Annotated in this window: 18 protein-coding genes and 3 pseudogenes; 7 read left to right on the top strand and 14 right to left on the bottom strand. The window is 57.8% G+C overall.

What is annotated here, in order from left to right:
• Positions 1 to 184: 184 nt before the first annotated feature.
• A complete protein-coding gene (locus OGV74_RS00900; RefSeq protein ID WP_063615384.1) occupies positions 185 to 1,126 on the top strand; it encodes an Rpn family recombination-promoting nuclease/putative transposase in 942 nt (313 codons plus the stop codon).
• Here the strand turns inward: OGV74_RS00900 and OGV74_RS00895 are convergent.
• The 4 genes from OGV74_RS00895 to OGV74_RS00875 are packed head-to-tail and all read right to left on the bottom strand — an operon-like array spanning position 1,123 to position 4,150.
• On the bottom strand, positions 1,123 to 1,734 hold the full coding sequence (locus OGV74_RS00895; RefSeq protein ID WP_063615383.1) for a DUF2913 family protein: 612 nt from the start codon (positions 1,732 to 1,734) through the stop codon (positions 1,123 to 1,125). The two genes, OGV74_RS00900 and OGV74_RS00895, sit on opposite strands and share 4 nt — an antisense overlap.
• Complete coding sequence (locus tag OGV74_RS00890; protein ID WP_063615382.1) at positions 1,731 to 2,126, bottom strand: hypothetical protein; 396 nt, start codon at positions 2,124 to 2,126, stop codon at positions 1,731 to 1,733. Before OGV74_RS00890 ends, OGV74_RS00895 begins: the two co-directional genes overlap by 4 nt.
• A 52-nt stretch (positions 2,127 to 2,178) precedes the next feature.
• Entirely contained in the window at positions 2,179 to 3,042 is an 864-nt protein-coding gene (locus tag OGV74_RS23335; RefSeq protein ID WP_063615381.1) for a 3'-5' exonuclease, read from the bottom strand.
• Entirely contained in the window at positions 3,035 to 4,150 is a 1,116-nt protein-coding gene (locus tag OGV74_RS00875) for a DNA-binding protein (protein WP_063615380.1), read from the bottom strand. Before OGV74_RS00875 ends, OGV74_RS23335 begins: the two co-directional genes overlap by 8 nt.
• Before the next feature lie 255 nt (positions 4,151 to 4,405).
• On the opposite strand from OGV74_RS00875, the gene OGV74_RS00870 reads away from it, so the two are divergent.
• Entirely contained in the window at positions 4,406 to 4,894 is a 489-nt protein-coding gene (locus tag OGV74_RS00870; protein ID WP_063615379.1) for a hypothetical protein, read from the top strand.
• Between the two features lie 73 nt (positions 4,895 to 4,967).
• Here the strand turns inward: OGV74_RS00870 and OGV74_RS00865 are convergent, their stop codons facing one another.
• Both OGV74_RS00865 and OGV74_RS00860 read right to left on the bottom strand, forming a co-directional pair.
• Complete coding sequence (locus OGV74_RS00865; protein ID WP_227629625.1) at positions 4,968 to 5,408, bottom strand: DUF6685 family protein; 441 nt, start codon at positions 5,406 to 5,408, stop codon at positions 4,968 to 4,970.
• A gap of 51 nt (positions 5,409 to 5,459) precedes the next feature.
• Positions 5,460 to 7,211: pseudogene (locus tag OGV74_RS00860) on the bottom strand (Tn3-like element TnAs1 family transposase); the annotation flags it as partial.
• Between the two features lie 3 nt (positions 7,212 to 7,214).
• Here OGV74_RS00860 and OGV74_RS00855 point away from each other — a divergent pair.
• Complete coding sequence (locus tag OGV74_RS00855; RefSeq protein WP_286520121.1) at positions 7,215 to 7,580, top strand: isochorismatase family protein; 366 nt, start codon at positions 7,215 to 7,217, stop codon at positions 7,578 to 7,580.
• 15 nt (positions 7,581 to 7,595) lie between these two features.
• Here OGV74_RS00855 and OGV74_RS00850 read toward each other — a convergent pair whose 3' ends face one another.
• Positions 7,596 to 10,493: a Tn3-like element Tn5403 family transposase gene (locus OGV74_RS00850; RefSeq protein ID WP_001553819.1), complete on the bottom strand. Its 2,898-nt coding sequence runs from the start codon at positions 10,491 to 10,493 to the stop codon at positions 7,596 to 7,598.
• A gap of 94 nt (positions 10,494 to 10,587) precedes the next feature.
• Between OGV74_RS00850 and OGV74_RS00845 the strand changes: the two genes are divergently transcribed.
• The gene (locus OGV74_RS00845; protein WP_000509966.1) at positions 10,588 to 11,193 is read left to right on the top strand and encodes a recombinase family protein; all 606 of its coding nucleotides are present in this window, start codon (positions 10,588 to 10,590) and stop codon (positions 11,191 to 11,193) included.
• A 220-nt stretch (positions 11,194 to 11,413) separates the two neighbouring features.
• Positions 11,414 to 12,298 carry a DMT family transporter gene (locus OGV74_RS00840; protein ID WP_000058717.1) on the top strand — a complete coding sequence of 295 codons (885 nt, stop codon included), beginning with the start codon at positions 11,414 to 11,416 and terminating at the stop codon, positions 12,296 to 12,298.
• Between the two features lie 31 nt (positions 12,299 to 12,329).
• Here OGV74_RS00840 and tet(A) read toward each other — a convergent pair whose 3' ends face one another.
• Positions 12,330 to 13,529 (bottom strand): tetracycline efflux MFS transporter Tet(A), encoded by a 1,200-nt coding sequence (gene tet(A), locus OGV74_RS00835; RefSeq protein ID WP_000804064.1) that lies wholly within the window; start codon positions 13,527 to 13,529, stop codon positions 12,330 to 12,332.
• A 105-nt stretch (positions 13,530 to 13,634) separates the two neighbouring features.
• Here tet(A) and tetR(A) point away from each other — a divergent pair, with 105 nt between their 5' ends.
• Complete coding sequence (tetR(A), locus tag OGV74_RS00830; protein WP_031606906.1) at positions 13,635 to 14,261, top strand: tetracycline resistance transcriptional repressor TetR(A); 627 nt, start codon at positions 13,635 to 13,637, stop codon at positions 14,259 to 14,261.
• 321 nt (positions 14,262 to 14,582) lie between these two features.
• Here the strand turns inward: tetR(A) and OGV74_RS00820 are convergent, their stop codons facing one another.
• The 3 genes from OGV74_RS00820 to sul2 are packed head-to-tail and all read right to left on the bottom strand — an operon-like array spanning position 14,583 to position 17,098.
• The gene (locus OGV74_RS00820; RefSeq protein WP_000480972.1) at positions 14,583 to 15,419 is read right to left on the bottom strand and encodes an aminoglycoside O-phosphotransferase APH(6)-Id; all 837 of its coding nucleotides are present in this window, start codon (positions 15,417 to 15,419) and stop codon (positions 14,583 to 14,585) included.
• Positions 15,419 to 16,222 (bottom strand): aminoglycoside O-phosphotransferase APH(3'')-Ib, encoded by an 804-nt coding sequence (gene aph(3'')-Ib, locus OGV74_RS00815; protein WP_001082319.1) that lies wholly within the window; start codon positions 16,220 to 16,222, stop codon positions 15,419 to 15,421. The genes OGV74_RS00820 and aph(3'')-Ib overlap by 1 nt, the downstream gene beginning before the upstream one ends.
• Before the next feature lie 60 nt (positions 16,223 to 16,282).
• The gene (sul2, locus tag OGV74_RS00810) at positions 16,283 to 17,098 is read right to left on the bottom strand and encodes a sulfonamide-resistant dihydropteroate synthase Sul2 (RefSeq protein ID WP_001043260.1); all 816 of its coding nucleotides are present in this window, start codon (positions 17,096 to 17,098) and stop codon (positions 16,283 to 16,285) included.
• Positions 17,099 to 17,427: 329 nt separating this feature from the next.
• On the opposite strand from sul2, the pseudogene OGV74_RS00805 reads away from it, so the two are divergent.
• Positions 17,428 to 17,532, top strand: a pseudogene (locus OGV74_RS00805) (Arm DNA-binding domain-containing protein); the annotation flags it as partial.
• Between the two features lie 253 nt (positions 17,533 to 17,785).
• Here OGV74_RS00805 and OGV74_RS00800 read toward each other — a convergent pair.
• The 3 genes and pseudogenes from OGV74_RS00800 to OGV74_RS00790 form a co-directional block, all read right to left on the bottom strand.
• On the bottom strand, positions 17,786 to 18,790 hold the full coding sequence (locus OGV74_RS00800; protein ID WP_000427619.1) for an IS110-like element IS5075 family transposase: 1,005 nt from the start codon (positions 18,788 to 18,790) through the stop codon (positions 17,786 to 17,788).
• Positions 18,791 to 18,868: 78 nt separating this feature from the next.
• Positions 18,869 to 20,635, bottom strand: a pseudogene (locus OGV74_RS00795) (Tn3 family transposase); the annotation flags it as partial.
• Positions 20,636 to 20,686: 51 nt separating this feature from the next.
• Complete coding sequence (locus OGV74_RS00790; protein ID WP_001067855.1) at positions 20,687 to 21,391, bottom strand: IS6-like element IS26 family transposase; 705 nt, start codon at positions 21,389 to 21,391, stop codon at positions 20,687 to 20,689.
• Positions 21,392 to 21,454: the final 63 nt, after the last annotated feature.

Raw genomic sequence — 21,454 nt, 5'->3', positions numbered from 1 at the left:
AGGCTTTGCTCAGGCGGAATTATGCCTCCGCGCCCTCAGACGACGCAACACCTTTATTGTATAGGGCAATACACATTTATGATCTCAGGCAATATATTTTGCTTTACAGTTTGCGTGTAACACCTCGCTTAGCTTTTTCCGGGCTGTGATAACATATCCGGGCCATTTTTCAGAGCCAGGGCAGATGAAGAAGAAAAACAGCACACCCACTCCTCACGATGCCACGTTCAGGCAGTTCCTGACGCAACCGGATATTGCCCGGGATTTCATGGAAATCCACCTGCCCGCAGATCTGCGGGCAGTCTGCGATCTCAGCACGCTGAAACTGGAATCAGGCTCGTTTGTTGAGGATGATCTCCGCCAGTATTTCAGCGACGTCCTCTACAGCCTGAAAACTACAGCCGGCGACGGATATATTCATGTTCTGGTCGAACACCAGTCAACGCCGGACAAACATATGGCTTTCCGCCTCATACGCTATGCGGTAGCCGCCATGCAGCGCCATCTGGAGGCTGGGCATAAAAAACTGCCACTGGTGATACCGGTGCTGTTCTATACGGGTAAGCGCAGCCCGTATCCGTACTCTACCCGCTGGCTGGATGAATTTGACGATCCCGGGCTGGCAGGCAAACTCTACAGCGGCGCTTTCCCGCTGGTAGACGTTACGGTTATTCCGGATGATGAAATCGCTGGCCATCGCAGCATGGCCGCCCTGACTTTACTGCAAAAGCATATTCACCGGCGGGACCTGGCAGAACTGGTTGACCGGCTGGCGCCCATCTTGCTGGCGGGATACTTGTCTTCATCGCAGGTGATATCGCTGGTACACTATATAGTACAGGCAGGCGAAACATCCGACGCCGAAGCCTTTGTACGCGAACTGGCACAGCGTGTGCCGCAACACGGAGACGCACTTATGACCATCGCACAGCAGCTAGAACAGAAGGGCATCGAGAAGGGGATTCAGCTCGGTGAACAACGTGGTATTGAAAAAGGCCGTTCAGAAGGGGAGCGCGAAGCGACTCTGAAAATAGCCCGTACCATGCTCCAGAACGGCATTGACCGCAATACCGTCATGAAAATGACCGGTCTGACTGAAGACGACCTGGCGCAGATCCGCCACTAATCCCCCTTTCCTGGCACTCCCTGTCCGGCCATCAGCGAATACTGGTGGGGCAGGGAGGCATCCCCTTCAGGCTCTGCCTGCCACCCACAGCGGTTAAACAGCTTTACCACACCGGCCACGTTCCCCGTCAGACGCGCTGTCAGCGGATTTATCTGCCGGCCTTTATCGTCAAAAGCGACATCGAGGTTGCCCCGTGAGAGATAAATACCGTTCACGCCTGCACTGAGTGCCACAGCATACCGGCCGGACCATTCCCGATCGCTCAGCAGACGGTAGTTCCAGTGCATATCTTTCGCTGTTTCCAGGGCATAGGTCAGCCGGAACAGGTCATTCTGCTCAGACAGTTCGCCGGTGCAGGAACGCCAGAGATAATCCAGCTTGCTGGCCAGCTTCGCGCTGACGCCCAGCTGGCGCCCCTGTTTCAGCAGCCACTCGATGTCCGGATTTATCTCCCGGGGGAAACGCCGCTGTTTCAGCGCGGTCGCCAGCCAGCGGGTGAGAAAGAGGTTTTCCTGTGCTGGCGAGAGAACGCCACCATCCTGCCTGGCCAGCGCAAGCGCCACCAGGGCGCACCATGCCAGATGGCCTGATTTTTCTGTCAGCGTCACTGCTTCTCCCGTGAGTCAATAAACTGATGTAATTCATCGAGCATAATCAGCACACGTCGGCCAGTCTTACGGGGAAACATCCTCCGCATCTCACGCGTCAGCTGCTTCTTCTCCCATCCGTAAGGGAAAATAATGCTGTATTCACTTCTCTCAGGGAGGATATCAGGGCCCGCGACGATTCGCGCCACCTCCTTATTCAGGCGTTCGCCTCGCCAGCCATAAGCCGCCAGTCGCTTACGGATACGTGCAACGGGAAAACGTTTATCGGAGTGACGGGGGAAGAGTAACGTCCCGTCCTCATTTCGTTTGATGCCGAACATATCCAGAGACTGTTCAATCACCACTGTTCGCGTGGGGAAATGCTCACGCATACTTTTCATCATATTTTCCATTCCAGACTCCTGAATTAATACCTGCAGCTGTCTGGCCAGCCAGAGAGCAGCGTTATGCTGGCTCACTCTCTGCGTCATCATTCATTTCACACTGGAGCTCATGCCAGTATCCGGCAATATTGTTTACCACCTGTGCCGTCATAACCGCGTCAGTGACAGCGGAATGAGCCTCCCCGATCCAGCTCAGGCCAGCCTGACTGACAGCACCGGAAAGCGATATGGTACCGTAACGATTGGAGGGTCCGTAATAACCCGCAGCGAGCCGCATGGCGCAGTACACCGTCAGAGAGTCCAGCCAGCTGGCAGGGTCGTTATGCGCTGCCGCTGTCTGCTTCAGAATGCGCGTATCAAACTCAGCATTGAAAATAACCAGCGGGCGCCGGCCGATATGGTGCTGCAGCTGCTGCGCAATATCGGGCCACGATGGCGCACTGACCAGATCATCGTCATTGATACCGTGTACTGCAGCTGCTGCCGGATCGATGCCGACAGTGGGTTTCAGGCGGGTCTCAAATATCCTCTCACCGCGGGCATTCACCAGACCGATTTCCAGCGCCTGCGCGCCGGCATCAAGTCCGGTCGTTTCGGTATCGAGGAAGACGGGGTCCAGCGTTAACCAGGTATGTGCCAGCATGGCGAACCTGCCACGCTCACTCTTCATCCGGGCCTGCAGGCCCAGACGTGCGCTGGCCTGCCGCTGTTTTTCTGTCTGTGGGCGTTTCGCCCGCATCGGGACGCAGTCAGCCAGCCGCCATACGCCGTATTTCCCGCCGTAAGGACTTTTGTACATTCTGACCGGTTCCACACCGGGGGCTGGCTTCATCCTGAACTCATCCCGAAGTCGCCCTTTGGTGTAGCATTTATCCTCCGCCCGGGGCGCTTCATCACAGGCGTCTGAATTGTCATCATCACGCATTCTGGCCACCTGTCTGTTTATTGCCTGAAAGCGCCGCCATCAGTGACTGGTTCTGACGCTTCAGGGCTTCAGCCTCACCACGCAGTGCCGCGACCGTTTCTTTCTCCCCCATCGTCTCCAGACGGGCATCATCACGCTGGTTTTCCAGCTGCGTGCAGCGATCTGTCAGACTGGCTATTTCGCTGCCCATACGGACCAGTTGCTCCGAGGAGGCCTTTTCCTGCGATTCCAGCCTTGCGGTGAGGCTGCTGACTCTGTCACGTTCAAGCGCAAGCTCACCGGCGCGCGCCTGTGCATCAGCGACGGCCTGCTCGAGGCGCTGCTGCAGCGTATCGCGGGTGGCCTGATGCTGCTGACGTTCTGAGGCCAGCGCGTTTTCCTGCGATTCCAGGCGGGTAAGGAGAGTATTCACTTTATCGCGTTCAGACTTCAGTTCTTCTGTACGCGCATTCGCTTCGGCAGAAATTTGCTCCAGTCGTTTCTGCAGGTCTTCCCGCGTGTTTTTGTGCTGGGCCTGCTCCGCATTAAGCGCATCCTGCAGCACTGTCTTCTGCTCCTGATACCGCTCCTCCCGCTGTCGGGCATTCTCTTCAGCGGCCGCAAGACGCTCTTTCAGCTGGGCCATCTCCACATCCTGCTGCTGACGCTGTGAACGTTCTGATTCCAGCGCCCGCGTCAGCCGGTCATATCCGTCCTGCAGTTCATCCAGTTTTTCTTCCAGGTCGTCGACCGTCTGCGCGGCGTCGGCCAGTTCCCGCTCTGCCTGTGCGGTCTGTTCACCGGCAGCACGCGTGACTTCCGCAACCCGGCGTTCTGCAGCCCGGACAGCCTTGTCATTCAGTTCGGTCGCCAGCTGGGTGATGCGTTCGGACAGCGCTGCGGAGACGGCCTTCACTTCTTCAGCCACTTCCACAGGCAGCTCGGCAACGGGTTCAGTGACGACCGTGCTCTGTGATGCCTGGTATTCGTCCCATATCTGGCGGAGACGTGTCGGATTGCCGCCACCCACCTGGTTACGCAGTGCGAACCCGGTGATATTCCGTCCTTCAGCCTGCAGGGCCAGCCCTGCTTCAATAATCTGTTCTGGTTCGTATGTCGCCGGACGCATCTGTCAGTCTCCGCATAAAGGGGTATGCTCACATTATACACAAACAAACTAACAAATAAACTAACTAACAAACAAATTAAAGACGTGACAGGGTAGCGAAAAGGACACCAGGACAGCGCACCGCCGGTAGAATTGCCGGTAGCATGTCCGGAGCCAGGGCGGGATGCACCACAGGTACGATGCACGCCACTCCCCTTGCCGGGTACTGATGTTAATGCTAATGTACGCATACGTTAGCATTAACCGGAGACAGACATGCCGCAGGATGAATCAGTCGTCGAACGGGCCAGGGAATACTTTTTTCGGCACCACCGGTATACAGAGGAAGACCTGGAATCCGACTACCAGGCAGAACTGCGTAACTACAGGGATGACACCTGGGAAGCACCACAACGGGCCGCCAGACTCAGTGCGGCCGTCAAGCGCTACAAAACGTATGAGATGCTGTACTTCTTCTTCCGGATCGCTGATGAAGCCGGGCTGGACTATACTCCGCTGGTTGTAAAGCGCCTGTGCGCTCATCTTTTCGACAGGCAGGGCAGCCAGAATATTATTGTTGATATCTTTGGCCAGAAGGGACGCATGCACCGCAGCCATGACAGTGATCCTGACATTATTGCTGACGTTGCCGAACGCTACCGGCAGCAGGCAGACGACCACTGGCAGACAGTCCTGAAGAATATCGGGAGAGTGAAGCAGGACTACCGGAAAAATCAGAACAGGCAGAAAGGCGCAGGGGATTAAATGCATCATTAATGCTAATGTACGCATACATTAGCATTAATCACATAAGTCAGTGAAAATAAATCAGGCTTATTCAACGTGGTGAAGGTTCTTTGGCCAGCTGCTGGAGCTGCTTACCGAAATCTGGAAAGCCTGCAGCTGAAAGTACATCAGCTACAGCACTGGCTCTGGGATGGCCACGTTCAAGCCAGACCAGTTTGAGAGCAACTCCTGACTTATCCGTATCATGCATGTGACGCGGCAAACCGGAATTACCAAACGGGCATTCAAAGGCATTCATGGCGTCGAAAAAGCTGCCGAAGAGTTCATCTGCCGGAATAGCAAACAGATGCCATTGCTGACGTATAGCGGAGATCATCGGCACGTTTACACCGTAGCGACAGAGTCTGCCGGTAAGCGGAACCGCAATGCCCAGGCGGCATGCCTGATAACGGGCAGCGCCAAAATGGTGTGAGCCACCGTCGTTCAGCCAGTAGAGTCTCCGCTCTGCCCACGGATATTCAGCAAACAGCATCCGGTCGAGCCGTAATTCGGGGAGCCCGCAGAATTCGGAAAAAATCGTACGCTAAGGTTTTCCGGGCATCCGTAAGGGCCGAAACTTCCCGTCTTCCAGTCTGCGGCTCTGCCGCCAGACGTAATCGCCGGTTAGGTTGATGTGCTCCCAGCCCAGCGGCGACAGGAATTGCAGCAGCTCGCCGTCCACCGGCTTGCCGGCCTCGACCAACCCCTGGGTGGCGCGTTCCAGGTACACCGTGTTCCACAGCACGATAGCCGCCGTCACCAGGTTGAGGCCGCTGGCCCGGTAGCGCTGCTGCTCGAAGCTCCGATCCCTGATTTCCCCAAGGCGGTTGAAGAACACCGCCCTGGCCAGCGAGTTGCGCGCCTCACCTTTGTTCAGGCCGGCATGCACGCGGCGGCGCAGTTCAACACTTTGCAGCCAGTCCAGGATGAACAGCGTGCGCTCGATCCGGCCCAGCTCGCGCAGGGCCACGGCCAGTCCGTTCTGGCGCGGGTAGCTGCCGAGCTTGCGCAGCATCAGCGAGGCGGTGACGGTGCCCTGCTTGATCGAGCTGGCCAGGCGCAGGATGTCGTCCCAGTGGGCACGCACGTGCTTGATGTTCAGGGTGCCGCCGATCAGCGGGCGCAACGTCGGGTAGGCTTGCACGCCCTGCGGCACGTACAGCTTGGTTTCGCCGAGGTCGCGGATGCGCGGCGCGAAGCGGAAGCCTAGCAGGTGCATCAGGGCAAAGACGTGATCGGTGAAGCCGGCCGTGTCGGTGTAGTGCTCCTCGATCCGCAGGTCGGACTCGTGGTACAGCAGGCCGTCGAGCACATAGGTGGAATCGCGGACGCCGACATTCACCACGCGGGTGCTGAACGGCGCGTACTGGTCGGAGATATGGGTATAGAACAGCCGTCCCGGCTCGCTACCGTACTTCGGGTTGACGTGCCCGGTGCTCTCGCCCCGGCCACCCGCGCGGAAGCGCTGGCCATCGGAGGATGAGGTCGTGCCGTCGCCCCAGTGGGCGGCAAAGGCGTGGCGATACTGGTGGTTGACCAGCTCGGCCAAGGCCGCCGAATAGGTTTCGTCGCGGATGTGCCAGGCTTGCAGCCAGGACAGCTTGGCGTAGGTCAGGCCGGGGCTCGACTCGGCCATCTTGGTCAGCCCGAGGTTGATCGCATCACCGAGGATTGCGGACAGCAGCAACGTCCTGTCTTTGGCCTCGGCCCCGTCCTTCAAGTGGGTGAAGTGGCGGCTGAAGCCCGTCCAGTCGTCCACGTCCATCAGCAGTTCGGTGATCTTGATGCGCGGCAGTAACTGGCTGGTTTGGTCGATCAGCGCCTGCGCCCGATCCGGCACCGCCGCATCCAGCGGGGTGATTTTCAGCCCTGACTCGGTGAGGATGGCATCGGGCAGCTCGTTGTCCTTGGCCAGGCGGGTGACGGTGGCCAACTGCTCGTCCAGCAGCTGCAAACGCTCTTCCAGGTACTGGTCGCTGTTCGGGTTGATCGCCAGGGGCAGGGCCTGCTCGCGCTTGAGTGCGGCGAACTTCTCGGCCGGCAGCAGGTAGTCGTCGAAGTCGCGGAACTGCCGCGAGCCCTTGACCCAGATGTCGCCGGAGCGCAGGGCGTTCTTCAGCTCGGACAGGGCGCAGATTTCGTAGAATTTCCGGTCGAGGCCTTCCGGGGTGATCACCAGCGGCTTCCAGCGCGGCTTGATGAAGGCCGTGGGTGCATCGGCCGGCACCTTGCGCAGGTTGTCGGCGTTCATCTCACGCAGGGTCTGCACGGCTGCCAGCACGCCTTGCGCGGCCGGCCCGTGCTGTTCCCCAACTTTTCGCTCGGCGAAGAGTATGAACATGCGCCGCCGGCGACGAATCGCCAAATCTCACCGTATCTCCCGAGCGGACGATTTCGCACCGGTCTGCCCGTCGAAGGGCTTGCGATCGAACGGGGCGACCTTTTCTATGCATGTCCGCGAGCCAGCGTCTTTTATGGCACGGCGCTCGACGCCGACCTTCGGACGCGCGGCGTAAGCACGCTTGTCATGGCCGGGATAAGCACCACCGGCGTTGTTCTTTCAAGCGTCGCCTGGGCTAGTGATGCGGACTACGACGTGCGTTTGGTCCAGGACTGCTGCTACGACCCGGATCGGGATGCCCACGAAGGGGTCGGTTCCGGCTGAGGGCGAAATGACACCCTAAGCTTTCGGTTCCTTGGGCCAAAGATATTCGCCAGTCAGTAGAATGTGCGCCCAGCCCAATGGGGATATGTGGGGAAGAAATTCAGGGGGAACATCCAACCCTTCGTTCCGCCGCTCCGTGACGGCATGACCAAGATGGACGGTATTCCAGTAAATGATCACCGCAGTCAATAAATTGAGCCCAGCGATTCGGTAGTGCTGCCCCTCTGTCGTGCGATCGCGAATTTCCCCCTGCCTCCCGATACGGAGCGCATTTTTGAGCGCATGGTGGGCCTCTCCCTTGTTAAGACCGATCTGAGCACGCCGCTGCATGTCCGTATCCAGGATCCACTCAATAATGAAAAGGGTCCGTTCAATACGACCAACTTCACGAAGCGCAACTGCAAGGTTGTTTTGTCGTGGGTAAGAAGCGAGCTTGCGCAGGAGTTGGCTGGGCCTGATTTTGCCAGCGGTCATCGTCGCGGCACAACGGAAAATATCAGGCCAGTTCGCAACGATAAGATCCTCCCGGGCTTTTCCACCTACCAACTTGCGTAACTCCCTGGGGGTCGTATCGGGATTAAATACGTACAACCGCTTCGATGGCAGATCCCTGATTCGCAGAACGAGATTGTAGCCGAGCAGGCTACTGGCTCCGAACAAATGGTCGGTGAATCCTGCTGTATCGGCATACTGTTCGCGAACATGGCGACCGACCTCGTTCATCAGTAGTCCATCGAGAATATACGGTGCCTCGCTCACGGTCGCCGGGATCGACTGACAAGCGAATGGCGCGAACTGGTCGCTTACGTGAGTATACGCTTTGAGGCCGGGAACAGAACCATATTTGGCATTGACCATGTTCATGGCTTCGCCATGCCGCGCTGTCGGGAAAAACTGACCATCGCTCGATGCTGACGTGCCCATCCCCCAGACGCGTGACATCGGCAGTTTACCCTGCGCGGCCACCACAATTGCCAATGCCTGGTTCATGGCTTCGCTTTCAACATGCCAGCGGGCAAGGCGTGAGAGCTGCCAGTAATCATGCGTGTTTGTAGCTTCCGCCATCTTACGCAGGCCCAGATTGAGCCCTTCAGCGAGCAGGACGTTGAGCAGACCGATCCGGTCGCGACATGGAGCCCCGGTTCTCAGATGGGTAAACGCATCTGTGAAACCAAGGGCTGCATCAACTTCAAGCAGCATGTCGGTAATCCGAACGGACGGCATTCGGCGATACAGATCCAGTATGAGTGCCTCGGCACCATCCGGCACGTCTGCTGTCAACCTGTCGATCCGCAACGTTCCATCTTCTATGCTACCGTGCGGAATAGTGCCGTTACGGGCAGCCCGGGCCAGCCGCTTAAGAGCGATCGTGAGTCGCGCCTTTCTGTCTGCCAGCCAATCCTGTGGGTTGGAAGGCACGGCCAGTTTTGCATTTTCCTGCGCCGCGATCATCGGCACCAGTACCTGCTTGAGGTCACCATAGCGGCGCGAATGAGCGAGCCAGACATCTCCGGAACGAAAAGCATCCCGGAGGTGAAAGAGTACCGCCACTTCCCAAAGACGGGTATCTCCTTTTTCCTGAGCTCGTAAATGACGGTTCCATTTGGAGCTGGGCCGCAGGAAACGCCTTTCTGGCGATGCAACACCTTTCATCTCTCCGATCGACAAAGCTGCTGCTACCAATGGTCCGGCGACCGGCGCGGCTTCGAGCTTCAGACAGCGCAACATGCGGGGCGCATAACGACGAAAGCGATGGTATCCCTGCCCGACATATGCAAGAGGCTCATCGGCTAGCGTGTTGCTGAGTTGAGTCCCTGTCGCTACCAGTTGAGCGAGCCGGTCCCATGCAACCGAACTGGCGACAGCCATCTCCAGCGGGGTTCCGTCACTGCGGGCCTCAAGCAACGAAGCTCCCAGCGCGGTGAAGGTACGGATCGTATCCGTGAGTGTGGCTTTAGAGCCGGAAATTGTTTCGTCATGCTGGCGCTTCGCTTCCCGCCAGGTTTTTCCTACGATCCTGTCATGGGTTTCGACTATGGCATCAGCAATCGCCGCTTCCCACTCCACAACACAGACGGCAAGGATCGCCCAGCGGCGGTCCGAAGTGATGTCACGCAAACCGTCGGTGAAGTAGCGTTCACCCTGCCGACGCAGCCGGGCAATGCGATGGGCAGGTATGCTGGCCAAAGCACTATGATTGATATTCAGGGTACGCAGAAATTCGAGCCTGTCGAGCAAACGGTTAGCAGCAGCCGAGTTGTTACCAACCTCGAAGTTGCGAAGCCAGATGAAACGACTGATATTGCCGGCGAGCATTTCACTCAGAAGTTTGTCCAGGTGATCGCGAACATCCGCTGTTAAATTTTCCGCAATCCGCGTTTCAATCCGCCGCTCAGCGGCGACCAGAGCATCCGCGCACAAGCGCTCGATTGTCGATACTGCGGGCAGAATGGTGGAAGTTTCCCGACACCGCACAATAAAACGATGAGCAAGATCCTCGTTTGATCTGGCATCTTCGGCCTGGCCGAAAGTCCACTCCCGCAGATCACGGGCACCACGGCCCGTGAAGGTCTTGTAGCCGTAAATTTCGCGCAGCGTGTCCATGTGCTGCTGACGGGTTTGGCGCCGTGTGGCATAAGTGAGAAGCGCATCAGCCGGAACTCCAAGCTGAGCACCGACGAAGGAAAGGACTTCACGCGGGATCATCTCACCAGGAGCCAGTGCACGGCCCGGATATCGTAAGGCACAAAGTTGCAGGGCAAAGCCAATCCTGTTTTCCGGTCTGCGGCGCTGCCTAATGTTTTCCAGGTCATCATCGCCCAGCGTGTAGAACTTCAGTAGCGACAGTTCGTCCGTGGGCAGATCGAACAGCGCTGCTCGCTGCCGTTCGGTGAAAATATGGCGTCGTGACATACAAATTCGTCCCTTTTGAAGTATAGTCTGTTTTGGACAACAGCCAGCCCATATAAATCAGGGCGTTCCGATACAAAAATCCAGGAGGGTTCAATTGGGACATCGTGCCGCCATTTACTGCCGGGTTTCAACAGCGGATCAGTCTTGTGAACGCCAGGAATTTGATCTGCGAGCCTTCGCCGGCCGTGCCGGCTACGACGTGGTGGGAATATTTAAGGAAACAGGTTCAGGAACTAAACTCGACCGGGCCGAGCGAAAGAAAGTCCTGGCGCTTGCCCAGTCCAGACAAATTGATGCAATCCTGGTCACTGAGCTTTCCCGGTGGGGGCGCTCGACGCTCGATCTGCTCAATACGCTACGTGAACTGGAGAACTGGAAGGTTTCCGTGATAGCCATGAATGGAATGGCGTTCGATCTTTCGTCGCCGTATGGACGAATGCTGGCGACGTTTCTTTCCGGCATTGCGGAGTTTGAGCGGGATCTCATCAGCGAGCGGGTCAAGTCAGGCCTTGCTGTTGCGAAGGCACGTGGTAAGAGGCTTGGTCGTCAGGCCGGAGTGCGACCAAAATCAGACCGACTTTTGCCTAAGGTGGTTGCGATGAGGGCCGAGGGACGCAGCTATCGCTGGATCGCACGCGAGCTCGGTATCAGCAAGAATACCGTCGCTGACATCGTGCAACGACACAGAGCTAACGCTTAGGGTGTCATTTCGCCCTCAGCCGGAACCGACCCCACGAAGCTCTGTTGCGTTCCGGGTTCGGCGGACGTGTACAGGTCGTGTAATTTTCGGGCCTCGCATGATCGCGGCCATAGCCGCAGGTGGATTGGTGCGAGGCAGGGCCAGTCCAAGTCAGGGTGCGGTCATCGCGGCGCCTGCAACTCTCAAAAACCCATCGCCGTAGCGGAGGTCTTGTAATCGCATGTCATTACGCACGCCCGATTTATTGTTCACAGCGATAGCACCTGCCATTTGGGGCAGCACCTACATTGTCACCACCCAATACCTGCCGAACTTCTCACCGATGACGGTCGCGATGCTGCGGGCGTTGCCGGCGGGTTTATTGCTCGTGATGATCGTCCGACAGATTCCAACGGGAATCTGGTGGATGCGCATCTTCATCCTCGGCGCACTTAATATTTCGCTATTCTGGAGCTTGTTGTTTATTTCGGTCTACCGCCTGCCGGGCGGGGTCGCGGCGACGGTAGGCGCTGTGCAGCCGCTGATGGTCGTGTTCATCTCTGCCGCTCTGCTAGGTAGCCCGATACGATTGATGGCGGTCCTGGGGGCTATTTGCGGAACTGCGGGCGTGGCGCTGTTGGTGTTGACACCAAACGCAGCGCTAGATCCTGTCGGCGTCGCAGCGGGCCTGGCGGGGGCGGTTTCCATGGCGTTCGGAACCGTGCTGACCCGCAAGTGGCAACCTCCCGTGCCTCTGCTCACCTTTACCGCCTGGCAACTGGCGGCCGGAGGACTTCTGCTCGTTCCAGTAGCTTTAGTGTTTGATCCGCCAATCCCGATGCCTACAGGAACCAATGTTCTCGGCCTGGCGTGGCTCGGCCTGATCGGAGCGGGTTTAACCTACTTCCTTTGGTTCCGGGGGATCTCGCGACTCGAACCTACAGTTGTTTCCTTACTGGGCTTTCTCAGCCCGGGGACCGCCGTGTTGCTAGGATGGTTGTTCTTGGATCAGACGCTGAGTGCGCTTCAAATCATCGGCGTCCTGCTCGTGATCGGGAGTATCTGGCTGGGCCAACGTTCCAACCGCACTCCTAGGGCGCGTATAGCTTGCCGGAAGTCGCCTTGACCCGCATGGCATAGGCCTATCGTTTCCACGATCAGCGATCGGCTCGTTGCCCTGCGCCGCTCCAAAGCCCGCGACGCAGCGCCGGCAGGCAGAGCAAGTAGAGGGCAGCGCCTGCAATCCATGCCCACCCGTTCCACGTTGTTATAGAAGCCGCATAGATCGCCGTGAAGAGGAGGGGTCCGACGATCGAGGTCAGGCTGGTGAGCGCCGCCAGTGAGCCTTGCAGCTGCCCCTGACGTTCCTCATCCACCTGCCTGGACAACATTGCTTGCAGCGCCGGCATTCCGATGCCACCCGAAGCAAGCAGGACCATGATCGGGAACGCCATCCATCCCCGTGTCGCGAAGGCAAGCAGGATGTAGCCTGTGCCGTCGGCAATCATTCCGAGCATGAGTGCCCGCCTTTCGCCGAGCCGGGCGGCTACAGGGCCGGTGATCATTGCCTGGGCGAGTGAATGCAGAATGCCAAATGCGGCAAGCGAAATGCCGATCGTGGTCGCGTCCCAGTGAAAGCGATCCTCGCCGAAAATGACCCAAAGCGCGGCCGGCACCTGTCCGACAAGTTGCATGATGAAGAAGACCGCCATCAGGGCGGCGACGACGGTCATGCCCCGGGCCCACCGGAACGAAGCGAGCGGGTTGAGAGCCTCCCGGCGTAACGGCCGGCGTTCGCCTTTGTGCGACTCCGGCAAAAGGAAACAGCCCGTCAGGAAATTGAGGCCGTTCAAGGCTGCCGCGGCGAAGAACGGAGCGTGGGGGGAGAAACCGCCCATCAGCCCACCGAGCACAGGTCCCGCGACCATCCCGAACCCGAAACAGGCGCTCATGAAGCCGAAGTGCCGCGCGCGCTCATCGCCATCAGTGATATCGGCAATATAAGCGCCGGCTACCGCCCCAGTCGCCCCGGTGATGCCGGCCACGATCCGCCCGATATAGAGAACCCAAAGGAAAGGCGCCGTCGCCATGATGGCGTAGTCGACAGCAGCGCCGGCCAGCGAGACGAGCAAGACCGGCCGCCGCCCGAAACGATCCGACAGCGCGCCCAGCACAGGTGCGCAGGCAAATTGCATCAACGCATACAGCGCCAGCAGAATGCCATAGTGGGCGGTGACGTCGTTCGAGTGAACCAGATCGCGCAGGAGGCCCGGCAGCACCGGCATAATCAGGCCGATGCCGACAGCGTCGAGCGCGACAGTGCTCAGAATTACGATCAGGGGTCTGTTGGGTTTCACGTCTGGCCTCCGGACCAGCCTCCGCTGGTCCGATTGAACGCGCGGATTCTTTATCACTGATAAGTTGGTGGACATATTATGTTTATCAGTGATAAAGTGTCAAGCATGACAAAGTTGCAGCCGAATACAGTGATCCGTGCCGCCCTGGACCTGTTGAACGAGGTCGGCGTAGACGGTCTGACGACACGCAAACTGGCGGAACGGTTGGGGGTTCAGCAGCCGGCGCTTTACTGGCACTTCAGGAACAAGCGGGCGCTGCTCGACGCACTGGCCGAAGCCATGCTGGCGGAGAATCATACGCATTCGGTGCCGAGAGCCGACGACGACTGGCGCTCATTTCTGATCGGGAATGCCCGCAGCTTCAGGCAGGCGCTGCTCGCCTACCGCGATGGCGCGCGCATCCATGCCGGCACGCGACCGGGCGCACCGCAGATGGAAACGGCCGACGCGCAGCTTCGCTTCCTCTGCGAGGCGGGTTTTTCGGCCGGGGACGCCGTCAATGCGCTGATGACAATCAGCTACTTCACTGTTGGGGCCGTGCTTGAGGAGCAGGCCGGCGGCACCGTTGAACAGGCTCCGCTCTCGCCGCTGTTGCGGGCCGCGATAGACGCCTTCGACGAAGCCGGTCCGGACGCAGCGTTCGAGCAGGGACTCGCGGTGATTGTCGATGGATTGGCGAAAAGGAGGCTCGTTGTCAGGAACGTTGAAGGACCGAGAAAGGGTGACGATTGATCAGGACCGCTGCCGGAGCGCAACCCACTCACTACAGCAGAGCCATGTAGACAACATCCCCTCCCCCTTTCCACCGCGTCAGACGCCCGTAGCAGCCCGCTACGGGCTTTTTCATGCCCTGCCCTAGCGTCCAAGCCTCACGGCCGCGCTCGGCCTCTCTGGCGGCCTTCTGGCGCTCCTGCTGCGGCGTCCGCTCGTGGGCCGTGGCGCGGGTCGGGGTCGTTTGCGGGAAGGGGCGGAATCCTACGCTAAGGCTTTGGCCAGCGATATTCTCCGGTGAGATTGATGTGTTCCCAGGGGATAGGAGAAGTCGCTTGATATCTAGTATGACGTCTGTCGCACCTGCTTGATCGCGGCCGCGATAGCTAGATCGCGTTGCTCCTCTTCTCCATCCGCGTTCCAAGCTGCGGAAAGGCACCCATAAGCGTACGCCTGGTCGAGCAGGCGACGCGGATCGACGTCCAGCGCACGAGAGAATGCGTCCGCCATCTGTGCAATGCGTCTAGGATCGAGACAAAGGTCGTCTCTGTCAGCCGGATCGTAGAACATATTGGCGGCGCCAAAGCCCACTTCACCGACCAGACCGACGGGATCTATCACCAGCCAGCCGCGACTGGAGAACATGATGTTTTCATGATGCAGATCGCCATGTAGCCCACGCAGTTCCGAGGCATTGCTCATCATTTGATCGGCTATAATCGCCGCGTGGACGTAGTCAGTTTGACAACCTGCGTTTTGATCATCGCGCGCCCGCTGAAACAAAGCTGCAAAGCGATCCCGGATCGGGAGAAGGGCAGAAGGCAGGGGTTCCTCAGATGCGGCATACAGCTTCGCCATTAGTTCCGCTGCAATTTCGGTCGCCTGGTAGTCGCCGTGCTCGGCAACGATGTGAGAGAGCATTCGCTCCCCGGCATATTCGAGCAACATCAGATTGTTCTCACGACCGAGCAACCGGACTGCTCCCCTCCCATTGCGCCATACCAGATAGTCGGCCCCGCGCAGTTCATCAGCAATGTCTTTTATAGGTTTCAATCCCTTGACGATTGCAGGAGTCCCGTCTGGCAATGAAACTTTCCAAACGAGGCTGGAAAAGGTGTCCGCAATGAGAACAGGTTGCGAAACGTGCCAATGAGCAGGAAAAACAGGCGGCATGAACATCAACCCCAAGTCAGAGGGTCCAATCGCAGATAGAAGGCAAGGCGTTCGCGGTCGGGGGCTTCGATCCCCAATACATTGAATAGGACAGCGAAGGCGCGCTCTGCTTCATCTGGCGCTGCCCAGTTCTCTTCGGCGTTAGCAATCATGAGTGCCAAATCGGCATAGCGATCTGCTGTTCCGAGCCGCCCAAGGTCGATCAGACCCGTGCATTGAAGAGTTTTAGGGTCCACCATGAAGTTCGGCATGCAGGGATCACCATGGCAAACAACCATATCGGTGCGCTCTTGGTCGAGCCGCACCGGTAGCTCTCGTTCGACACGAGCCAAAAGATCGAGCTGCGGCGTACTCTTGTCCTCGTCCGGTAAGAAGTCGGGATTGACGGCATTGCGGGACACCACATCAACGGCGCGTCCGAACATTCGCGACAGCCTGCGCTCAAACGGACATTGATCAACCGATAGGCTGTGAACAGCGCCAAGTTGCTGCCCCATTGACGGCCACGCTTTGAGCAAATCCGCTCCAGACAGATCAGCCGCCGGTACTCCCGGAATTGCCGTTATCACCAAGCATGCACCCTCCTGTTCCTCCTGCCAGTTGATGACCTCGGGGCAAGCCACACCTCGACCTTTGAGCCAAATGAGGCGGTCACGCTCTCCAGCGAGCTCACCGCGGCGGGAAGCAGGTGCGATTTTCGCGAAGGCATGCCCGTCACCACGTCGAAAAACAAAATCACCAGATTCTCCGCCTCTGACAGGCAACCAGTCAGAATGCGATTCACCAAAAAAAATATTAGTTCGATTCAATGGAGGTTCCTTCAGTTTTCTGATGAAGCGCGAATATAGAGAAATATCCCGAATGTGCAGTTAACGAATTCTTGCGGTTTCTTTCAGCGCCGCCAATACCGCCAGCCCGTCGCGCAAGGGGCGCGGCTCGTGTGTGCGGATGAAGTCAGCTCCACCTGCGGCGGCGGCAAGCTCTGCAGCGAGTGTCGCGGCCCCGACATCCCCCGGACCACGGCCTGTGAGCGCGCGCAGAAAGGATTTGCGCGAAACAGACAGAAGCACCGGCAAATCGAAGCGCAGCCGCAATTCATCGAACCGCGCCAGCACCGAGAGCGAGGTTTCGGGAGCAGCCCCCAGAAAAAACCCCATGCCGGGATCAAGGACAAGGCGGTTGCGTTTGATACCGGCACCCGTCAGCGCCGCGATGCGCGCGTCAAAGAACGCCGCAATGTGATCCATGATGTCGCCAGCGGGTGCCTCGCGCCGATCTGCCTGCCCGTCTTGCACCGAATGCATAACGACGAGTTTGGCAGATGATTTCGCCAATTGCGGATAGAACGCAGCGTCTGGAAAACCGCGAATATCATTGAGATAGGCCACACCACGCGACAAGGCATAGGCTTGCGTCGCGGGTTGATAACTGTCGAGCGAGACGGGAATGCCATCTGCCTTGAGCGCGTCCAGCACCGGCGCGATACGCGCGATTTCTGTGTCGGACGAAACAGGCGCGGCGTCGGGATTGCTGGATGCCGGACCGAGGTCGATCACATCTGCCCCCTCGGCCATCAGCTTACGCGCCTGCGCAATGGCTGCGTCTGGCGCCAGATACCGGCCTCCATCGGAGAAACTGTCCGAGGTTATGTTGACGATGCCGAAAATGATGAGCGATTTATTCATGGGGGCTTCTATAATAATAATAATCGAGCATGAGTCTCATACGGATGCTCGGGTCGAAAGGGAATCCCCAGGCGAGTAACCTGTTTGCGGTGATCCATTAGCTGCAGGAGCAGAATAGCATACATCTGGAAGCAAAGCCAGGAAAGCGGCCTATGGAGCTGTGCGGCAGCGCTCAGTAGGCAATTTTTCAAAATATTGTTAAGCCTTTTCTGAGCATGGTATTTTTCATGGTATTACCAATTAGCAGGAAAATAAGCCATTGAATATAAAAGATAAAAATGTCTTGTTTACAATAGAGTGGGTATCGGAGACGAAGAAGGACAAGGTACATGCTGACCGATACCAAGCTGCGCAATCTCAAGCCCAGGGACAAACTCTACAAAGTGAATGACCGGGAAGGTCTCTATGTGGGGGTCGCCTCAGAAAACGGAATCTATGGTCACTCCCGTTTTTGCAACACCGATTTTGACGACAAGTTGGCTTGCTTGAATCTATCCGGCGTCTGAATGGGATTTTATTCCCGCGCCTCGATGAGTTCCGCGCCTGATGAACCTCCAGAAAATATACGGCTTCAATGAGCCTTTCCGTTTTACAGGTTCCTCAACAGGCCGGTGGGCCGTTAGTATCATCAATATCAGTATTCGCAAAACCAGATGAATGATTGTTTAAACTGGTGTATTTCTGCCTTTATGCTTCGTAAGTTTGCTGTCGCGCCGTCAGTGCCCAGGCTATTCTGGCCAGCTTGTTTGCCAGAGCACAGGTGACGACAAAGTTGCTTTTCCGACACAACAACTCCCTGACCCAGTCGGCCAACTTGCCAGACTGGTGTTCCAGTTTTTGTATGAATACCCTGGCACACTGAACCAACAAAGTTCGGATCTTTTTGTTGCCCCGCTTGCTAATCCCTAACAATGTCGTCCGACCTCCCGTGCTGTACTGTCGGGGTACCAGCCCTGTTGCCGCCGCAAAGTCACGGCTGCTGGCGTACTGCTTCCCGTCGCCAATCTCAGTTGAAATAGTACTGGCAGTCAGCGTTCCAACGCAGGGAATACTCAGCAAGCGCTGTCCAACCTCATCTTCGTCCAACTTTCGTTTCAACTGAGATTCCAGATCTTTAATCTGCTCAACAAGATAGTGATAATGCTGTTGTAATTTCAGCAGTAACTGGCTGAGATAAAGAGGCAAACTACTGTCCTCAAGAAGGGTACTCAGTCGACTAATAACGGCAGCACCTCGCGGAACGCTGATACCAAATTCCAGCAGAAAAGCATGCATCTGATTAGTTGTTTTCACCTTATCCTGAACCAGGGATTCACGGACACGATGCAGAGCTCGCATTGCCTGCTGAGATTCGGTTCTGGGCTGCACGAAACGCATAGATGGACGTGATGCTGCTTCACAGATAGCTTCAGCATCAACGAAGTCATTTTTGTTGCTTTTAACGAATGGGCGGACAAATTGCGGTGATATCAGCTTTGGAAAATGCCCTAACTCTTCCAGCTTGCGTGCCATAAAGTGAGAACCGCCACAGGCTTCCATCGCGATGGTTGTTGCCGGGCATGTCGCCAGAAATTCGATTAGCTTTGGTCGGGTGAATTTTTTACGGTAAACGGCCTTCCCACGATGATCCTGACAATGAATATGGAAAGAGTTCTTACCCAGATCGATACCAATAAGCGCAATGTTTTCCATGATGGTTCTCCGAATGAAAGCCTGTCCTCAGCATAGTACTGGGAAGGAGGGAGTGACCATCTCATTAAATAAAGCACGCTAAGCCGGTTGCAGCGGTCGTAGCGGCCTGAACTTGCCCGCGCCGATCTTGGCGCTGCTGCGCCAGAGGTAATCGCCGGTGAGGTTGATGTGCTCCCAACCGAGCGGCGACAGGTACTGCAACAGCGCGTCATCAACGGCATGGCCGTTGCCACGCAGCGCGTGCGCAGCCCGTTCCAGATAGACCGTGTTCCACAACACGACGGCAGCCGTTACCAGATTGAGGCCGCTAGCCCGGTAGCGCTGCTGCTCGAAACTGCGGTCGCGGATTTCACCCAGGCGGTTGAAAAACACTGCCCTGGCCAGCGCATTGCGCGCCTCGCCCTTGTTCAGGCCGGCATGCACGCGGCGGCGCAGTTCCACGCTTTGCAGCCAGTCCAGGATGAACAGCGTGCGCTCGATGCGGCCCAGCTCGCGGAGCGCCACGGCCAGGCCGTTCTGGCGTGGGTAGCTGCCGAGCTTTCGGAGCATCAGGGAGGCCGTCACCGTGCCCTGCTTGATCGAGGTGGCCAGCCGCAGGATTTCGTCCCAATGGGCGCGGACGTGCTTGATGTTGAGCGTGCCGCCGATCATGGGTTTCAGCGCGTCATAGGCGGCGTCGCCCTTCGGGATGTAGAGCTTGGTGTCGCCCAGGTCGCGGATGCGCGGCGCGAAGCGGAAGCCCAGGAGGTGCATCAGGGCGAAGACGTGATCGGTGAAGCCCGCCGTGTCGGTGTAATGCTCCTCGATCCGCAAGTCGGACTCGTGGTACAGCAGGCCGTCGAGCACGTAGGTCGAATCGCGCACGCCGACGTTCACGACCTTGGTGTGAAATGGCGCGTACTGGTCAGAAATGTGGGTGTAGAACGTCCGCCCTGGGCTGCTCCCGTATTTCGGGTTGATGTGGCCGGTGCTCTCGGCCTTGCTGCCGGTGCGGAAGTTCTGGCCGTCCGACGATGAGGTGGTGCCGTCGCCCCAGTGCTCGGCGAAGGGATGGCGGAACTGTGCGTTGACCAGATCGGCCAGCGCCGCCCCGTAGGTTTCGTCGCGGATGTGCCAGGCTTGCAGCCAAGCCAGCTTGGCGTAGGTCGTGCCGGGGCAAGACTCCGCCATCTTGGTCAGGCCCAGGTTGATCGCGTCGGCGAGGATCGTGGTCAGCAACAGGTTCTTGTCTTTGGCCGGGTCGCCCGATTTCAGATGCGCGAAATGCCGAGTGAAGCCCGTCCATTCGTCCACCTCCAGCAGCAGTTCGGTGATCTTGACGTGCGGCAGGATCATTGCCGTCTGGTCGATCAGCGCTTGGGCGGTGTCGGGTACCGCCGCGTCGAGCGGCGTGATCTTCAAGCCTGACTCGGTGATGATGGCGTCCGGCAGCTCGTTGGCCGTCGCCATACGGTTGACGGTGGCAAGCTGTGTTTCCAGCAGCGTCAGCCGGTCGTTCAGGTACCGGTTGCAGTCGGTGGCCACGGCCAGCGGCAATTCGCTGGCCTGCTTGAGGCTGGCGAATTTCGCGGGCGGCACCAGGTAGTCCTCGAAGTCCTTGAACTGGCGCGACCCCTGCACCCAGATGTCGCCGGAACGCAACGCGTTCTTCATCTCCGACAGCGCGCACAGTTCGTAGTAGCGCCGGTCGATGCCGGTGTCGGTCATGACCAGCTTCTGCCAGCGCGGCTTGATGAACTCGGTCGGCGCGTCGGCGGGCACCTTGCGGGCGTTGTCGCTGTTCATGCCGCGCAGCACCTCGATGGCGTCGAGCACGTCCTTCGCGGCGGGAGCGGCCCGCAGCTGGCACTGTTGCAAAGTTAGCGATGAGGCAGCCTTTTGTCTTATTCAAAGGCCTTACATTTCAAAAACTCTGCTTACCAGGCGCATTTCGCCCAGGGGATCACCATAATAAAATGCTGAGGCCTGGCCTTTGCGTAGTGCACGCATCACCTCAATACCTTTGATGGTGGCGTAAGCCGTCTTCATGGATTTAAATCCCAGCGTGGCGCCGATTATCCGTTTCAGTTTGCCATGATCGCATTCAATCACGTTGTTCCGGTACTTAATCTGTCGGTGTTCAACGTCAGACGGGCACCGGCCTTCGCGTTTGAGCAGAGCAAGCGCGCGACCATAGGCGGGCGCTTTATCCGTGTTGATGAATCGCGGGATCTGCCACTTCTTCACGTTGTTGAGGATTTTACCCAGAAACCGGTATGCAGCTTTGCTGTTACGACGGGAGGAGAGATAAAAATCGACAGTGCGGCCCCGGCTGTCGACGGCCCGGTACAGATACGCCCAGCGGCCATTGACCTTCACGTAGGTTTCATCCATGTGCCACGGGCAAAGATCGGAAGGGTTACGCCAGTACCAGCGCAGCCGTTTTTCCATTTCAGGCGCATAACGCTGAACCCAGCGGTAAATCGTGGAGTGATCGACATTCACTCCGCGTTCAGCCAGCATCTCCTGCAGCTCACGGTAACTGATGCCGTATTTGCAGTACCAGCGTACGGCCCACAGAATGATGTCACGCTGAAAATGCCGGCCTTTGAATGGGTTCATGTGCAGCTCCATCAGCAAAAGGGGATGATAAGTTTATCACCACCGACTATTTGCAACAGTGCC

Origin of the sequence: Citrobacter sp. Cf116, from assembly GCF_030336505.1 — a bacterium.
Classification (GTDB): domain Bacteria; phylum Pseudomonadota; class Gammaproteobacteria; order Enterobacterales; family Enterobacteriaceae; genus Citrobacter; species Citrobacter freundii.
This window is presented reverse-complemented; position numbering and strand designations above follow the sequence as displayed.

What these genes read in the sequence shown, in the direction of transcription:
- OGV74_RS00900 (WP_063615384.1), top strand. Translation starts at nt 185, where the DNA reads ATGAAGAAGAAAAACAGCACACCCACTCCTCACGATGCCACGTTCAGG.
- OGV74_RS00890 (WP_063615382.1), bottom strand. Translation starts at nt 2,126, where the DNA reads ATGGAAAATATGATGAAAAGTATGCGTGAGCATTTCCCCACGCGAACA.
- OGV74_RS23335 (WP_063615381.1), bottom strand. Translation starts at nt 3,042, where the DNA reads ATGCGTGATGATGACAATTCAGACGCCTGTGATGAAGCGCCCCGGGCG.
- OGV74_RS00875 (WP_063615380.1), bottom strand. Translation starts at nt 4,150, where the DNA reads ATGCGTCCGGCGACATACGAACCAGAACAGATTATTGAAGCAGGGCTG.
- OGV74_RS00870 (WP_063615379.1), top strand. Translation starts at nt 4,406, where the DNA reads ATGCCGCAGGATGAATCAGTCGTCGAACGGGCCAGGGAATACTTTTTT.
- OGV74_RS00865 (WP_227629625.1), bottom strand. Translation starts at nt 5,408, where the DNA reads ATGCTGTTTGCTGAATATCCGTGGGCAGAGCGGAGACTCTACTGGCTG.
- OGV74_RS00850 (WP_001553819.1), bottom strand. Translation starts at nt 10,493, where the DNA reads ATGTCACGACGCCATATTTTCACCGAACGGCAGCGAGCAGCGCTGTTC.
- OGV74_RS00840 (WP_000058717.1), top strand. Translation starts at nt 11,414, where the DNA reads ATGTCATTACGCACGCCCGATTTATTGTTCACAGCGATAGCACCTGCC.
- OGV74_RS00820 (WP_000480972.1), bottom strand. Translation starts at nt 15,419, where the DNA reads ATGTTCATGCCGCCTGTTTTTCCTGCTCATTGGCACGTTTCGCAACCT.
- sul2 (WP_001043260.1), bottom strand. Translation starts at nt 17,098, where the DNA reads ATGAATAAATCGCTCATCATTTTCGGCATCGTCAACATAACCTCGGAC.
- OGV74_RS00800 (WP_000427619.1), bottom strand. Translation starts at nt 18,790, where the DNA reads ATGGAAAACATTGCGCTTATTGGTATCGATCTGGGTAAGAACTCTTTC.
- OGV74_RS00790 (WP_001067855.1), bottom strand. Translation starts at nt 21,391, where the DNA reads ATGAACCCATTCAAAGGCCGGCATTTTCAGCGTGACATCATTCTGTGG.